Origin of the sequence: Herbaspirillum sp. GW103 (genome assembly GCF_000261365.1) — a bacterium.
GTDB lineage: Bacteria > Pseudomonadota > Gammaproteobacteria > Burkholderiales > Burkholderiaceae_D > Herbaspirillum.
Map to the genome: position 1 here is coordinate 535,056 of NZ_AJVC01000004.1, position 13,529 is coordinate 548,584.

Genomic DNA, 13,529 nt, shown 5'->3' on the forward strand with positions numbered 1-13,529 from the left:
CGTCCTTCGGAATATGTAACTTCTATTTTGAAAGTTACTATACGTAATCAACTATCATTATGCAAGTTACTATGCCCGGCTGAGCCAAAATGAGACAGGAAGGCTGGGGCCAGCCTTGCTCCATCGGAGAGGGAGGAGGTGCAGGGGGAATGTGACCGGGGAGATGTGGGGACAACGTTCCGAGCGGGACGGAGTCAATCGAGGGTCGGGACGCCCTGCTCCTGCGGGCGCGTGGGGCGTCTGCCGGGCAATGGCGGGGTATGACGCGGCGGCAGCCTTAGCGCAGGATCTCCGCGATCACGGCACGGCACACCGGACTGTCTCCATCAGCCAGAGGGAACAGCACGGTGTAGTGATGCGTCCCCGGCACCACGTGATGCGCCACCACCTGCGGCCAGCAATTGGCCATCACGGCCGCCTGCAGGTGAAACTGCTCAGTCTCCAGTTCACCGATGATGGTATGCACGCGCGTACCCGCGGGCCCGGCCTGCAGCACCGGCGAGAGCGCATCCGCCCGCGGCTCATCCAGCGTGAGCGCCTTGTTCAGTGAAGTCGGAATCAGCGGCACCAGATCGAACACGCCACTGATGGCAAATACGGCCTGCACCGGCAACGCGCCCGCCTGCGCGGCAACGAAGGCCGCCAGATGACCGCCTGCCGAATGCCCTATCAGCGCGATGCGGTTGAGGTCGATGCCCAGTCGATCCGCCTGCTGCGCAAGGGTGGCAAGAAACACCCGCACCTCCGCCACCATGTCCTCGATGCGCGATTGCGGCGCCAGCGAATAATTGATCACCGCCACACTGATGCCCGCCTCGACATAGGGCGTGGCGATGAAACCGATATCGCGCTTGTCGCCACCCTGCCAGTAGCCACCGTGAATGAAGACCAGCAAGGGCCGCTGCGCCCCTGCCGCCCGATAGAAATCGAATCGCTGCAGCGGTGCATCACCGTAGGCGATGTCGGACTCGGTCAGCAAGGTATTGGCAATGGCGGCGGTCGCCAGCTGCCACTGCTGCAGCACCTGCGGAAAATCCGGAAAGGCCGCCTTGAGGTTGTAACCCGCTTCGCACTCGGCGATGGGACAAACAACGCGGCGAGCGTCCGTCTTGACTTGATTGGGGAGCATTCAGTTTTCCTTAACGCTGTTTGCAACAGCATTAAACCTGCGTTAATGGATCAATATCCGCGCAACAAGCGTCCTACACGCTCAGATACTGATCCCACAATTCCGTCTGCACCGACAGCTGCGCCGAATCCCCCTGCCAGACCACCTTGCCCTTTTCGAGGATGGTGTGCCGGTCAGCAAAGCCGATCAGACGCTTGATGTACTTGTCGATGACGATGATGGTCAGCCCATACTCGCGCAAGGCTTTCAGGCAAGCCCAGATTTCTTCCCGTACCAGCGGTGCCAGACCTTCGGTGGCTTCATCGAGGATCAGCAGATGCGGATTGGTCATCAGTGCACGACCGATGGCCAGCATCTGCTGCTCGCCGCCCGAGAGCTGGCCGCCGCCATTGTGGCGACGTTCCTTCAGGCGCGGGAACTGTTGATAAATCTTTTCCAGCGTCCAGGGATTGTCGCGGCCATTACGGCGCGCCGCGAAGGCGGAAAGATTTTCTTCCACGCTCAGGTTCCTGAATATCTGCCGCCCCTCCGGCACGATGGCGATGCCGCGCCGGGCAATCGCATCGGCACTGGCGCTGTGGATGGCTTCGCCACGAAAGCGCACCACGCCGCCGGTCGGACGATTCAATCCGAGGATGGTGCGCAGCGTGGTGGTCTTGCCCATGCCATTGCGACCGAGCAGCGTCACCACCTCGCCTTCCCTGACCTGCATGTCGATCCCGAACAGCACCTGGCTCGCGCCATAGCCCCCGGTCAGCCCTTCCACTTCCAGCAATGCGCTCATGGCGTTTCCTCCTCGCCCAGGTAGGCCAGCTTGACCTCGGCATTGGCGCGGATCTCCTCCACGCTGCCAGTGGCCAGCACCGCGCCCTGCACCAACACCGTCATGCGGTCGGCCAGGGCGAAGACGGCCTCCATGTCATGTTCCACCAGCACCACCGTCAGCTCCTGCTTGAGGGACTGGATCAGCGCGATCATGTCGCCGGACTCCTCATGCCCCATGCCGGCCATCGGTTCATCCATCAACAGCACACGCGGACCGCAGGCGATGGCCAGGCCCACATCCAGCCGCCGCCGCGCACCATGCGACAGTTGCGACGACAACTGATGCGCCACCTGCTCCAGTCCCACGCGCCGCGCCACCGTCATCGCCGCCTCGCGGACCGCCCGATCAGTGGCGCTGGCATGGAAGAAACCATAGCTGCGATGCTGTCCGCGCTGCACCGCCACCTGCAGGTTCTCCAGCACGCTCAGTTCATCGAACACGCTGGTGATCTGGAAGGAGCGCACCAATCCCGCTGCCACGCGCGCCTGTTCGGCATGAACATGCACGGGCTGGCCGAACAGATAGACCTCGCCAGCATCGGCGGCCAGTGCACCGGACAGCAGCGACAGCAAGGTCGTCTTGCCTGCGCCGTTGGGGCCGATGATGGCGTGGACGTGTCCTGCCGCAATCTCCAGATCCACATCACGCGTGGCCGCCAGACCACCGTAGTTCTTCTTCAGGCCCTTGACCGCGAGGGCAGGCGCTGCCTGTTCATGCACCATGCTGCTCTCCCTTCTTCAGGGTCTCGCCGATGGAGGCCAGCGAGCTGATGCCGCGCGGTGCCACCATGACCACCAGCAAGAGGATCAGGCCGACATGGATCTGCCAGTATTCAAAATGGGTGGACAAGACTTCCTCCAGCAACAGGAAAGCAGCCGCGCCCAGCAGGCCACCGTAGAAATACCCGACCCCGCCCAGCGCCACCATCACCAGCAGGATGCCGGACTGCGACCAGTGCAACAGCTTGGGGCTGGCAAAGAGATTGCTCATGCCGATGAGGCTGCCGGCCAGTCCTGCAATGACCGCTGCAATGACGAACGCTGCCAGCTTGTAGCGCAGCGCCGGATAGCCGATGGCCAAGGCGCGCCTTTCATTCTGCCGGATCGCATTCAAGGCCAGTCCGAAGCGCGAGGCCAGGAGCCGCTGCAGCAGCACCAGGCTGGCCACCAGCCAGGCCAGCACCACCCAATAGAAGGCGTTGTCGCCGCTCATGTCGAGCCCGAAACCCAGCAACGGACGCGCCGCGACCTGCAGGCCATCATCACCGCCGTAATACCGGAAGCCGACGAAGAAGTAGTAGAACAACTGCGCCAGCGCCATGGTGATCATGATGAAATACACGGCCCGTGTGCGCAGTGCGATCACGCCAATCACCACGCCCACGAGGGCCGTCACCAGCGCTGCCAGCAGCCAGATCAGCCAGGCGCTGGTGAGTCCATGGAAACTGGCGATGGCCGTGACATACGCGCCCAGCCCGAAGAACACCGCGTGACCAAAGCTGACCATGCCACCGTAGCCAAGAATGAAATTGAGGCTGGCCGCCACCATCGCGAAGATCAGGATGCGGGTGAGCACGCCGATGTAGTACTCCATGCCGCTGGCCTGCGCCAGCAGTGGCAGCAGCACCGCCAGGACAATCAGCAGGGGAACGAAAAGACGCCGCATGACACTCCTCAGGTACGGGCAGGGAACAGACCACTGGGGCGCCAGAACAGCACCGCGATCATCACCAGGTAGATCATCATCGAGCCCAGCGCGGGGCCGACCGAGGCCGCTGCATCGGCGCTCAGGAACAGCGCGAAGAGCTGCGGCAGCAGGCTGCGTCCCAGCGTATCGACTACGCCCACGATGAGTGCGCCGATGGCCGCGCCCGGCACCGAACCGATGCCGCCGATGACCACCACCACGAAGGCCAGGATCAGCACGTCATCCCCCATGCCGGCCTGCACCGCCACCAGCGGGCCGAGCATGATCCCGGCCAGCGCCGCCAGCAGCAGCCCGAAGCTGAACACCAGCCGGAACAGCAGACGGATGTTGATGCCCATGGCCGTGACCATCTCCAGATTGTTGGCCCCGGCGCGCACCCACATGCCGATGCGCGTGCGGTTGATGAGGAAATACAGCGCCACGGCTACCACCACGCCCACTGCCATCACCAGCAGGCGATAGCTGGAATAGGGCAGTCCGAACAAATTGACCGGACCGGCGAAGGCCGGCGGCATGTTCAGCGGCAATGGCTGCGGCCCCCAGATCATGCGCACGCCATCATTGAAGATCAGGATGAAGGCGAAGGTCGCCAGCACGTGGACCATATGGTCCTTCTTGTAGAGTCGCCGGAACACCAGCCACTCCAGCAGGAAGCCCAGCGCCGCCGTGACTGGCAAGGCCACCAGCAGGCCCAGCCAGAACGAGCCGCTGGCCCCGGCCACCACCGCCGCCACGTAGGCGCCGATCATGAAGAAGCTGCCATGGGCCAGGTTGACGAAGTTCATCACGCCAAAGATCAGCGTCAATCCCGATGCGATCAGGAACAGCATGACACCGAACTGCAGGCTGTTGAGCACCTGCTCGAAGATCAGATTACCCAAGGTGCACCATCCTCAAGGCATCCTGCATTGACCGACATAGGCGTCGACGTGATCGGGCAAGAGCGTCTGGGTCATGTTGTTGACGTACTTGCCGTCAGCCCCCTTGGTCACCACCCGGGCATATTGATTCTGGATCGGGAAGTGATTGGCCGCAAACTTGAAGCCACCGCGCACCGACTTGAAGTTGGCCGCCTTGATGGCCGCAATCAGCGCCTCGCGATTCTCGACCTTGCCACCAATGGCCTTGACGGCGCTGTCGATCAGCATGGCCGCGTCATAGGCCTGGGAGGCGAACATCGACGGCTGGTGGCCATACTCTTTGACATAGGCCGCCACGAAGGCGCGGTTCTGTTCATTGGGCAGGTCGGCCGACCACTGGCCGGTGTTGGCCACACCCGCGATCAGGTCGCCGTTGGAGAGCATCTGCTGGTCGGCGTCATAGGCGGGCATCACGCGCACGATCTTCGTATCCATGCCGGCGGCCGCGTATTGCTTGACGAAGTTCACGCCCATGCCGCCCGGCAGGAAGAAATACAGGGCATCGATATTGGCCGCGCGCAACTGCGCGATCTCGGTGGCGAAATCAAGCTGGCCGAGTTTGGGAAAGAGTTCCAGCGCGGGATCCTTCTTCAGGAAACGCTTGAAACCAGCCGAGGCATCCTTGCCCGCCGGATAGTTGGGAGCGATGATGGCCACACGCTGGTAGCCCTTGTCGGCCATCAGCTTGCCGGCCGCTTCATGCGCCGCATCGTTCTGGTAGCTGGCACTGAAGAAATAGGGATTGCAGCCGGCACCGGCCAGTTGCGCAGGACCGGCATTGGCACTGACCACCACGGTCTTGCTGGCGAAGGCCACCGGGGCCACCGCCAAGAGGATGTTGGAATAGACGAAGCCACTGAGGATATCAACCTTCTCGCGCTTGATGAGACGGTCCGCGCCCTGCTTGGCGGCATCAGGGCTGAACTGGTCATCGACCACGATGACTTCGGCAGGCACGCCGCCGAGCTTGTTGCCCAGCATCTTCATGGCCAGCATGAAGCCTTCGCGCTCATCCACGCCGGGCGCACTGGCCGGGCCGCTCAGGGTGGTCAGGAAACCCACCTTCACCACATCGGCCGCCTGCGCGGACAGGCTTGCACCCGTCGCCATCGCCATCATTACCGCCCCTGCCACTTTCGTGAGTCGATTCATGCCTGGATTCCCCTCTAGATTCTTTGGTTTGAATTCGGTGTGAAGCTGAAAACGCAGCGGCGCGTGAAACCTGGATTTCACTGCGCGCCCCGGCTGGAATAACTATTTCCGCAGGTCTGCTTTCGAGACGAAGGCATCCGCAAAGAAAGCTGTCCCGGGCAGGCCGCAGCTGGCCGTAAAATCGCGCCGCGCTGACTCTACCACGACCGGCGCGCCACAGGCATAGACCTGGTATGACTGCATCGCCGGCACATCCTGCATCACGGCCTGGTGGACCAAGCCGGTACGTCCGTTCCAGCCGCTGGCGGCATCGGCCTCCGAGAGTACCGGCACGTAGTCAAACCACGGCAGGCTCGCCGCCCAGTCGCGGCAAAGTGCATCCAGATACAGGTCGGCGGCACGGCGGCCGCCCCAGTAAAGACGCATCGCGCGCGTGCTGCCGGTGGCGATGGCCTCTTCCACCAGTGCCTTGACCGGAGCAAATCCTGTGCCACTGGCCAGGAGGATCACCGGTTCCCTGCCCTCCCGCATGAAGAAGCTGCCGGCAGGTCCTTCGAGCGAGAACGGCTGCCCCGGCTGCATGCCGTTGAAGAGGCGGTCCGTGAACAGTCCGCCGGGCAGGTGGCGCACGTGCAGCTCCAGCAGGTCACTGCCATCCCGGGCATGCGTCGCCATGGAATAGCTGCGGCGCTGGCCGTCTTCCAGCAGCAGGTCGATGTATTGGCCGGCGCGATAGGACAAGGGCGCCGCACAGCGCAGGCGCAGGATCGCCACGTCCGGGGCGGCGCGCGTGATGCCTTCCAGCGTAGCCTGCACTTGCTGCAATGCCGGTGCGGCACTCGCTGCAGGGGCGGCATCACCCTCCACGCCCACGCCGATCTCAACCCGGCCTGCCACCACGCGCACCGGGAAGCTGCGCACCGCCTCGGTCACCGGCGCACAGCGCGGCGCACCACTGCGGATATCGAACAAGCCCTGATGCAGAGGACATTCAACACAGCCGTCCTCCACGTAACCATCCGAGAGCTTGGCATTGCCGTGGGTACACAAATCCTTGAGCGCAAAAATTTCCTCACCCAGGCGGAACACCGCCACCGCCTGGCTGCCCGCGCGGGCCGCGGCCACTTCGCCCTCGGCGAAATCATCGGCATGGCCGACATCGAACCACTCGCTCATGGCTGCCTCAGATCGGGGTGGCCAACAGGGTCGCTACGCGCAGCGTGTCGTAGATCACGCGGCGGCGGGCGTAGCGCCAGCCTGCCTCGGTCTTGACCACGCGGTCCTCATAGCGGCCGGCCTGGTAGACGAAGGACTCGCCGTTCTGCAAGGTCTGTACCACCACGTAGCTCGATTGCGCATCCACCGATCCGTCGGCGTTCTGCGTGAACACCAGCCCCGAGCTCATGTGGCGATAGGTGTGCGCCTCGTAGATGTTGGCGTGGCGCAGCGAGAGCACGCGATCCTGCAGCATTTTCTTGCTGTCGCAATAGATGATGCCGATGGGCAGGCCGGCATCGGCGTTCTCGCGCGGCACGATTTCATACAGGCAATCGTCGGTGAAGAAATCCGGCCACTGCTCCAGGCGGTCATTGTCGAGCGCATGCACATAGCGCTCCTGCAGTTGGTGCAGCTCGAACCACAAGCTCATCTGTTCCATGTTTTGCATCTGCTTTGCCTCGCTCATGCCTTCTCGATGGACGGGAAGCCCATCAGTTTCTGGTAGCCCATCCAGAACTTGCGGATCAGGCTTTCGGTAATCAGTGTGTCTTCCTGGTCGGGGTTGTCGCGCGCCATGTCGATCACCGAGCAATGCTCAGGATCGCGGGCGGTACCACGCTGTACCAGTTCGGTCGCCTCGGTGTCTTCCATCGAGATGTAGCCGGCCGGGCCCACCAGGTTGGCCTGCTTGATGCGCAGGGCGCGCAGCTCGGGGGTGTCGTCCTCGTAGCCGAAGAAGTGGAAGACCAGCTCGAAGTTGCTCGGGCCCTTGGGCAGCAACTGGCGCGCCACCAGGGTGTTATGGATCTGCTGCACCACCAGCTGCGGGAAGATGGGCTGGATGTGGTTGGTGGTCAGTTCCTCGAATTCCTTGATCTGGCCCAGCACCGACGGATCCTGCAGCGAGAAGCCCTCGTCGAAGGAGCGGATCTCCTGCTGCTTGTAGGCGTCCGCCGTCTCCACTTCATTCTTGGTGGCGGTGATGATGCTGTGCAGGCCGTGATGCTTGTCGGCCAGCGAGCGCGCCTTCATGCCCACGCGGAAGATGTTGAAGGTGGTGTGGAACAGGTGCAGCAGGCTGGCGTGATACGGGTCCTTGACGTTTTCCAGGTAGAGCTTCCAGTTCGACTTGGAATACTGGCGCGTGCAGCCGAGGTAGACGATGGGCTTGTGGAAGATGCGGTCGATCCACGGACGCATCTCGGCGCCGATGTAGTCCGGCAGCGATTCGACGGTCTCGCTGAAGGTGGCGAAGACCAGGCTCTTGTAGCTGTCCACGCGCAACTGGCGCAGGCCGTGGCACTTGGGATCGAAGTCCTTGGCCATGCCGGTGGCGCCCTTCTGGCCACGGCGGAAGGGGACGCCCAGCAGGTTGCCGCGCGCATCGAAACTCCACTGGTGATAAGCACAGCTGTGCGAACTGGCATTGCCGCGCGGAGTACGGCAGACGATGGCGCCACGGTGCGAGCACTTGTTGACCCAGGCGGCTAGGGTGCCATCTTCGGTGCGGGTGACTACCACCGGGGTATCGCCAACGAAGGTACTTTTGTAATCACCGTTGTTGGGGATCTCGGCTTCCAGCGCCAGGAAGCTCCAGGTCTGACCACGGTAGATGCGTTCCTGCTCCAGATCATAGACTTCCTTGGAGCTGAATACCTTGTAGGGCGTGCGCGCACCATCGGTGCGGGGGAATTGCACCAGCGGTGCATAGCCTTGCTGTTCGAGTTGGATGGATGTGCTCATGCGAAGTCCTCATCGTTGGATGCCAGGCGGGAGCTGGACGATGAGCCATCTTAGGCAAGCTGCACAAGGACGAATATCCGCCATTTGCATAGTTGAAGGGCAGTATTGTCCGTTTTTTGCAGTCCGCGACGTTATACCCAAAAGGTATGCAGCATGCCTGAATCGGTCTTGGACATTCGGGCAGCTTTGTTTCTATCATCCAGTTCGAGTCAGCACTTGTCAGCTTTCGCCCTCTTTTTCTACACGGACAGCATCTTGAATTCCACCTTGCCCGCCACCTCCATCGAAACCGTAGAGGTTCTGCTACTGGACGTCCCCACCATCCGCCCGCACCGCCTGTCCATGACCACCATGCACCGCCAGACCCTGGTGCTGGTGCGCATCACGGGCAACGATGGCGTGGCCGGCTGGGGCGAGGCCACCACCATCGGTGGGCTGGCCTATGGTGAAGAAAGCCCGGAAAGCATCAAGGTCAACATCGACACCTACATCACACCGCTGCTGCTGGGTGCCGATGCCAACCAGGTCGCCGCGCGCATGCACCACATTGCCGAGCACGTACAAGGCAACCGCTTCGCCAAATGCGCCATCGAGACGGCGCTATCGGATGCACTGGCGCGCCGCCTGGGCGTGTCGCTGTCCACGCTCTTCGGTGGCCGCGTGCGCGAGAGCCTGCCCATCGCCTGGACCCTGGCCAGCGGCGACACCGCGCGCGACATCGAGGAGGCCGAGAAGATGCTGGCCCAGCGCCGCCACAACATCTTCAAGCTCAAGATCGGCGCGCGCACCGTGCAGCAGGATTGCGCCCACGTGGCCGCCATCAAGCGCGCACTCGGTGATCGCGGCAGCGTGCGGGTCGATGTGAACCAGGCCTGGACCGAGACCGAGGCCATGCTGGGCATGCAGCTGCTGGCCGATGCCGGCGTGGACCTGGTGGAGCAGCCCATCGCCGCCACCAATCACGACGGCCTGTATCGCCTGCGCCAGAAGAACCGTATCGCCATCATGGCCGATGAAAGCCTGCATGGTCCGCAGGATGCCTATCAACTGGCCCGCGTGGGCGCAGCCGATGTATTCGCCGTGAAGATCAACCAGTCCGGTGGACTGGCCGGTGCGCAGCAGGTGGCCGCCATCGCCGCTGCCGCCCAGGTCGAGCTGTATGGTGGCACCATGCTGGAAGGCGCCATCGGCACCATGGCCTCGGCCCAGTTGTTTGCCACCTTCGGCACGCTGGCCTGGGGTACCGAACTGTTCGGCCCGCTGCTGCTGACCGAAGAAATCCTGGCCACGCCGCTGCGTTACCGCGACTTCGCCCTGGAACTGCCGAGCGGTCCCGGCCTGGGCATCAGCCTGGATGAAGATCGCGTCAACGCGCTGCGGCGCGACCGCAAGACCCCGCTGGTCTCCGTCGCCTGATCCATCGGCCCGGACCGACTGCACCCACCCCCACACATATCCAACCAGAGACAGGAGAGACAACGTGGACAAGAAAGCCATCGACGCCGTACTGCAAAAAATCGAAAGCACCGAACTCGCGGAGGGCAACCAGCGTGTCAAGACCATCGTCAACCGCCTCGTGCGCGACATGTTTTATACGATTGAAGACCTGGATGTGCAGCCGGAAGAATTTTGGGCTGCCGTGGATTATCTGACCTCGGCCGGCAAGTCGGGCGAGTTCGGCCTGATCGCCGCCGGCCTGGGTTTCGAGCACTTCCTCGACCTGCGCATGGATGAAGCCGAAGCCCGCCGCGGCGTGCAGGGCGGCACCCCGCGCACCATCGAAGGACCGCTGTACGTCTCGGGCGCGCCCGAGCAGAAGGGCTTTGCGCGCATGGACAAGGATCCCCAACCGGGCGATACCCTCTTCATGCAGGGCCAGGTCTTCGACGAACACGGCAAGCCGCTGGCCAATGCGCTGGTGGAAGTCTGGCACGCCAACCACCTGGGCCGTTATTCCTTCTTCGATCCGGAGCAAAGCCCGTTCAACCTGCGCTGCTCCATCCGCACCGACGAGCAAGGCCGCTATCGCTTCCGCAGCCGCGTACCGGTCGGCTACAGCGTGCCGCCGGGTGGTGCCACCGACCGCCTGCTCAACAAGCTGGGCCGTCACGGCAGCCGTCCTGCGCACATCCACTTCTTCGTCACGGTACCGGGCTATCGCAAGCTGACCACGCAGATCAACATCGCCGGCGATCCGTACCTGTGGGATGACTTCGCCTTCGCCACCCGCGAAGGCCTGGTGCCGGAACTGAAGCACGTCACCGATCCGGCCGAGATCCGCAAGCATGAAGTCGATGCGCCCTTCTATGCCATCGAATTCAACTTCAACCTGCTGCCGGAACAGAACGACCTGCCCAAGGCCGACATCAATCGTCCGCGTCTGGCCGCGTAAGCCAGCGCTGACCGGAAAGACCACGGGCCATGCAGCTGCATGGCCCGCGTAGTTTGCCTGGCGCGCACTGCGCGAGCGTGTTCAGGGGTATTGCTCTGCCTGCATCCGTGCAATTTCTGCGGCGGTCGTCCGCAGTTTTTCCAGCAACAACGAACGATCATTGGCACGGAAATTCATGATCACCGGTGAGTACACCCCCTTGTTGGACAAGGGTCGATACACCACGTCAGAACGGTGCAGCCCCTGCACCGAACGCGGCACCAGCGTGACCCCGACACCCGCTGCCACCAGGCCGATGGCCGTCTGCATTTCATTGGCTTCCTTGACGATGGTCGGGCGCAGGGCGCGGCTGGAAAAAAGCTCCAGCACCTGATCCGCATAACTCGGACGCGGTCTTGCCGGATAGAGAATGAAGCGCTCCTCGGCCAGCTGCGCCAGCGTCACCTTGCTGCGCGCCTGCAGCGCATGGCCCAGCGGGAACACCGCCACCAGTGGCTCTTCCACGACGGTCTCGCAGAGGATGTCAGGGTCGCTGATGGGCAGGCGTCCGAAGCCGACATCGATGCGCCCGGACTTGAGCGCCTCGATCTGTTCCATGGTCACGATCTCGGAAAATCCGATTTCAATTTCCGGCATGTCGGTGCGGAAACGCTTGATCATCTCGGGCAGCAAGCCATACAGCGCCGAGGGCACGAAACCGATGTTGAACCAGTGCTGCTGGCCACGGGCGATGACGCGAGTACCTTCCTCGATCTGCTCCAGACGGGACAATACCTGCAAGGTCTGTTCATAGAAAAACTTGCCCGCCATGGTAAGCGCAATCGGACGCGAGGCACGGTCGATCAGCTCGGCGCCGAGCAGATCCTCCAGCTGGCGGATCTGCCGGCTCAGGGGCGGCTGGGCGATGTGCAGCAGTTCAGCTGCACGGCTGAAACTGAGCGTGCTGGCGACGGCATTGAAATACTTGAGATGACGCAGTTCCACACTACCTCCGAGGCATACCATGATGCTGATCTGATATTGTACGTTCATCCACCGACCGCATAGAATCGACGATCAGCCGGCCGCAGAGCCGTGCTCCACAGCAACGAGGCCCGCGTCCACGGCAGCAGGGTCCGACCAGAAGACCGTAGAGGAGACCGAGATGATCCATCCCGCCCACGCAGGCGCGCTTTGCCCTGCACACCGCCGACGACCTTCCACCTCGGGCATGAAACTTGCACTTGCATGAGGCTGAACGCAGCCGCCGCTGGCTGAGGGAAAGCAGACAGCGCGCACTCCGTTCGCATCGTCCATGAAGGTGCAAGGCAGACCGGCACCCGCGCCCTCTGCTGGCAGCAGCACCCCTACCCGGTACCACCGCTTTTCCGCCACCGGCCCGTGCGGAAGAGCCGCGTTAAGAGGTTAACATGCTCAATACTGTCCACGCGCTCAGTCTGGAGCCCTTGTATCGTCGCCGCGTTTTTCACTCCACCCGCAAGGTCGACTGTCATGCCCAGGTCGCCAATGAACTGGCGGAACATGACCTGTTCTGGAAGGGCGACGATGTCGATACCGTGCTCTTCAAGGCGGCGATCCAGCAGTTGCAGATCTTCATGCTCAAGTATGGCGCGGAGGTGATCGTGCGTCCGCGCCCCTTCAACGGTTTCGCACTGGTACACATGACCCTGTCGGGCAGTGCCGAGATCGAATCGGATGGCCGCAAGGTGTGCATCCCGCAGGGGCAGACGGCGCTAATCGCACCAAAACGGAATCTGCGCCTGTGGTGGCAGGCAGGCTCCGAACAACTGATCCTGAAAGTGCCGCTGGCACTGTTCGAGGAGTTGCGCGCGATCGGCCAGTGCGGTCCTGTGGAGGTACCCTCGGTGTTCCTGCTGCCCGAGCAGGCCGCCCCCTATTGGGACTTGCTGATCCAGTCACTGCTGCGCGTGCTGGCCTTGCCGGCTCAAGGGGCAGAACAGGGGCAATGGGTGCAGCACTTCGAGCGCAGCGCTGCGCAATTCCTGCTCTCACAACTGACCAGCACGGTCGAACCCGTACATGCCTGCACCGCCGGTCAACGTGCGGCCAGCGAATCCGCAGACAGCCTGGTGGGTGCAGGCAAGCTGCAGCGCCTGGACATGCTGGAACGCTACATCCGCAGCCGCCTGTGCGCGCCGCTGGCACTGGCCGATCTGGCCGGTGCGGCCGGCGTGAGCGTACGTGCGCTCAATGCGCTGTGCCATCAGCAATATGGCGTGGCGCCTATGGACCTGCTGCGCAATATCCGGCTCGATGCCGTGCGCGAGCGACTGCTCACGCATCCCGGTGCCAACATCACCGATACCGCGTTTGAATTCGGATTCGGCCATCTGGGGCGATTCTCGGCCTACTATCGCGAGCGCTTCGGCGAATTGCCCAAGCAGACGCGCAGCGTGACACGCTGAAAATATCGGTGCAGGG

Annotated in this window: 13 protein-coding genes; 3 read left to right on the forward strand and 10 right to left on the reverse strand. The window is 62.8% G+C overall.

Annotated elements, in window-relative coordinates; all coding sequences use genetic code 11:
• Positions 1–277 precede the first annotated feature (277 nt).
• The 9 genes from GWL_RS14535 to andAc all read right to left on the reverse strand — a co-directional run bounded on the left by GWL_RS14535 (position 278) and on the right by andAc (position 8,695).
• The gene (locus GWL_RS14535) at positions 278–1,129 is read right to left on the reverse strand and encodes an alpha/beta hydrolase (protein WP_008331488.1); all 852 of its coding nucleotides are present in this window, start codon (positions 1,127–1,129) and stop codon (positions 278–280) included.
• A gap of 73 nt (positions 1,130–1,202) precedes the next feature.
• Positions 1,203–1,913 (reverse strand): ABC transporter ATP-binding protein, encoded by a 711-nt coding sequence (locus GWL_RS14540; protein WP_008331489.1) that lies wholly within the window; start codon positions 1,911–1,913, stop codon positions 1,203–1,205.
• A complete protein-coding gene (locus GWL_RS14545) occupies positions 1,910–2,677 on the reverse strand; it encodes an ABC transporter ATP-binding protein (RefSeq protein ID WP_008331490.1) in 768 nt (255 codons plus the stop codon). The genes GWL_RS14540 and GWL_RS14545 overlap by 4 nt, the downstream gene beginning before the upstream one ends.
• Positions 2,667–3,620, reverse strand: coding sequence for a branched-chain amino acid ABC transporter permease (locus tag GWL_RS14550; protein ID WP_008331491.1), 954 nt, complete (start codon positions 3,618–3,620; stop codon positions 2,667–2,669). Before GWL_RS14550 ends, GWL_RS14545 begins: the two co-directional genes overlap by 11 nt.
• 8 nt (positions 3,621–3,628) lie before the next feature.
• Positions 3,629–4,543 carry a branched-chain amino acid ABC transporter permease gene (locus tag GWL_RS14555; protein ID WP_008331492.1) on the reverse strand — a complete coding sequence of 305 codons (915 nt, stop codon included), beginning with the start codon at positions 4,541–4,543 and terminating at the stop codon, positions 3,629–3,631.
• A 12-nt stretch (positions 4,544–4,555) separates the two neighbouring features.
• On the reverse strand, positions 4,556–5,734 hold the full coding sequence (locus tag GWL_RS14560; RefSeq protein ID WP_034350903.1) for an ABC transporter substrate-binding protein: 1,179 nt from the start codon (positions 5,732–5,734) through the stop codon (positions 4,556–4,558).
• 102 nt (positions 5,735–5,836) lie between these two features.
• A complete protein-coding gene (andAb, locus tag GWL_RS14565) occupies positions 5,837–6,910 on the reverse strand; it encodes an anthranilate 1,2-dioxygenase ferredoxin subunit AndAb (RefSeq protein WP_008331498.1) in 1,074 nt (357 codons plus the stop codon).
• A 7-nt stretch (positions 6,911–6,917) separates the two neighbouring features.
• Positions 6,918–7,418 carry an anthranilate 1,2-dioxygenase small subunit AndAd gene (gene andAd / locus GWL_RS14570; RefSeq protein ID WP_008331499.1) on the reverse strand — a complete coding sequence of 167 codons (501 nt, stop codon included), beginning with the start codon at positions 7,416–7,418 and terminating at the stop codon, positions 6,918–6,920.
• Complete coding sequence (gene andAc, locus GWL_RS14575) at positions 7,415–8,695, reverse strand: anthranilate 1,2-dioxygenase large subunit AndAc (protein ID WP_008331500.1); 1,281 nt, start codon at positions 8,693–8,695, stop codon at positions 7,415–7,417. Before andAc ends, andAd begins: the two co-directional genes overlap by 4 nt.
• 255 nt (positions 8,696–8,950) lie before the next feature.
• Between andAc and GWL_RS14580 the strand changes: the two genes are divergently transcribed.
• Positions 8,951–10,111 carry a muconate/chloromuconate family cycloisomerase gene (locus GWL_RS14580; RefSeq protein WP_008331501.1) on the forward strand — a complete coding sequence of 387 codons (1,161 nt, stop codon included), beginning with the start codon at positions 8,951–8,953 and terminating at the stop codon, positions 10,109–10,111.
• 64 nt (positions 10,112–10,175) lie between these two features.
• A complete protein-coding gene (gene catA / locus GWL_RS14585) occupies positions 10,176–11,087 on the forward strand; it encodes a catechol 1,2-dioxygenase (protein ID WP_008331502.1) in 912 nt (303 codons plus the stop codon).
• Between the two features lie 81 nt (positions 11,088–11,168).
• Here the strand turns inward: catA and GWL_RS14590 are convergent, their stop codons facing one another.
• Complete coding sequence (locus GWL_RS14590; protein ID WP_008331509.1) at positions 11,169–12,071, reverse strand: LysR family transcriptional regulator; 903 nt, start codon at positions 12,069–12,071, stop codon at positions 11,169–11,171.
• Between the two features lie 425 nt (positions 12,072–12,496).
• On the opposite strand from GWL_RS14590, the gene GWL_RS14595 reads away from it, so the two are divergent.
• Positions 12,497–13,513: an AraC family transcriptional regulator gene (locus tag GWL_RS14595; RefSeq protein ID WP_008331510.1), complete on the forward strand. Its 1,017-nt coding sequence runs from the start codon at positions 12,497–12,499 to the stop codon at positions 13,511–13,513.
• Positions 13,514–13,529: the final 16 nt, after the last annotated feature.

Bases quoted from the DNA above. Each gene is read 5' to 3' on its own strand.
- GWL_RS14595 (WP_008331510.1), top strand. From the start codon at position 12,497: ATGCTCAATACTGTCCACGCGCTCAGTCTGGAGCCCTTGTATCGTCGC.
- GWL_RS14540 (WP_008331489.1), bottom strand. From the start codon at position 1,913: ATGAGCGCATTGCTGGAAGTGGAAGGGCTGACCGGGGGCTATGGCGCG.
- GWL_RS14545 (WP_008331490.1), bottom strand. From the start codon at position 2,677: ATGGTGCATGAACAGGCAGCGCCTGCCCTCGCGGTCAAGGGCCTGAAG.
- GWL_RS14560 (WP_034350903.1), bottom strand. From the start codon at position 5,734: ATGAATCGACTCACGAAAGTGGCAGGGGCGGTAATGATGGCGATGGCG.
- GWL_RS14550 (WP_008331491.1), bottom strand. From the start codon at position 3,620: ATGCGGCGTCTTTTCGTTCCCCTGCTGATTGTCCTGGCGGTGCTGCTG.
- andAd (WP_008331499.1), bottom strand. From the start codon at position 7,418: ATGAGCGAGGCAAAGCAGATGCAAAACATGGAACAGATGAGCTTGTGG.
- andAb (WP_008331498.1), bottom strand. From the start codon at position 6,910: ATGAGCGAGTGGTTCGATGTCGGCCATGCCGATGATTTCGCCGAGGGC.
- andAc (WP_008331500.1), bottom strand. From the start codon at position 8,695: ATGAGCACATCCATCCAACTCGAACAGCAAGGCTATGCACCGCTGGTG.
- GWL_RS14535 (WP_008331488.1), bottom strand. From the start codon at position 1,129: ATGCTCCCCAATCAAGTCAAGACGGACGCTCGCCGCGTTGTTTGTCCC.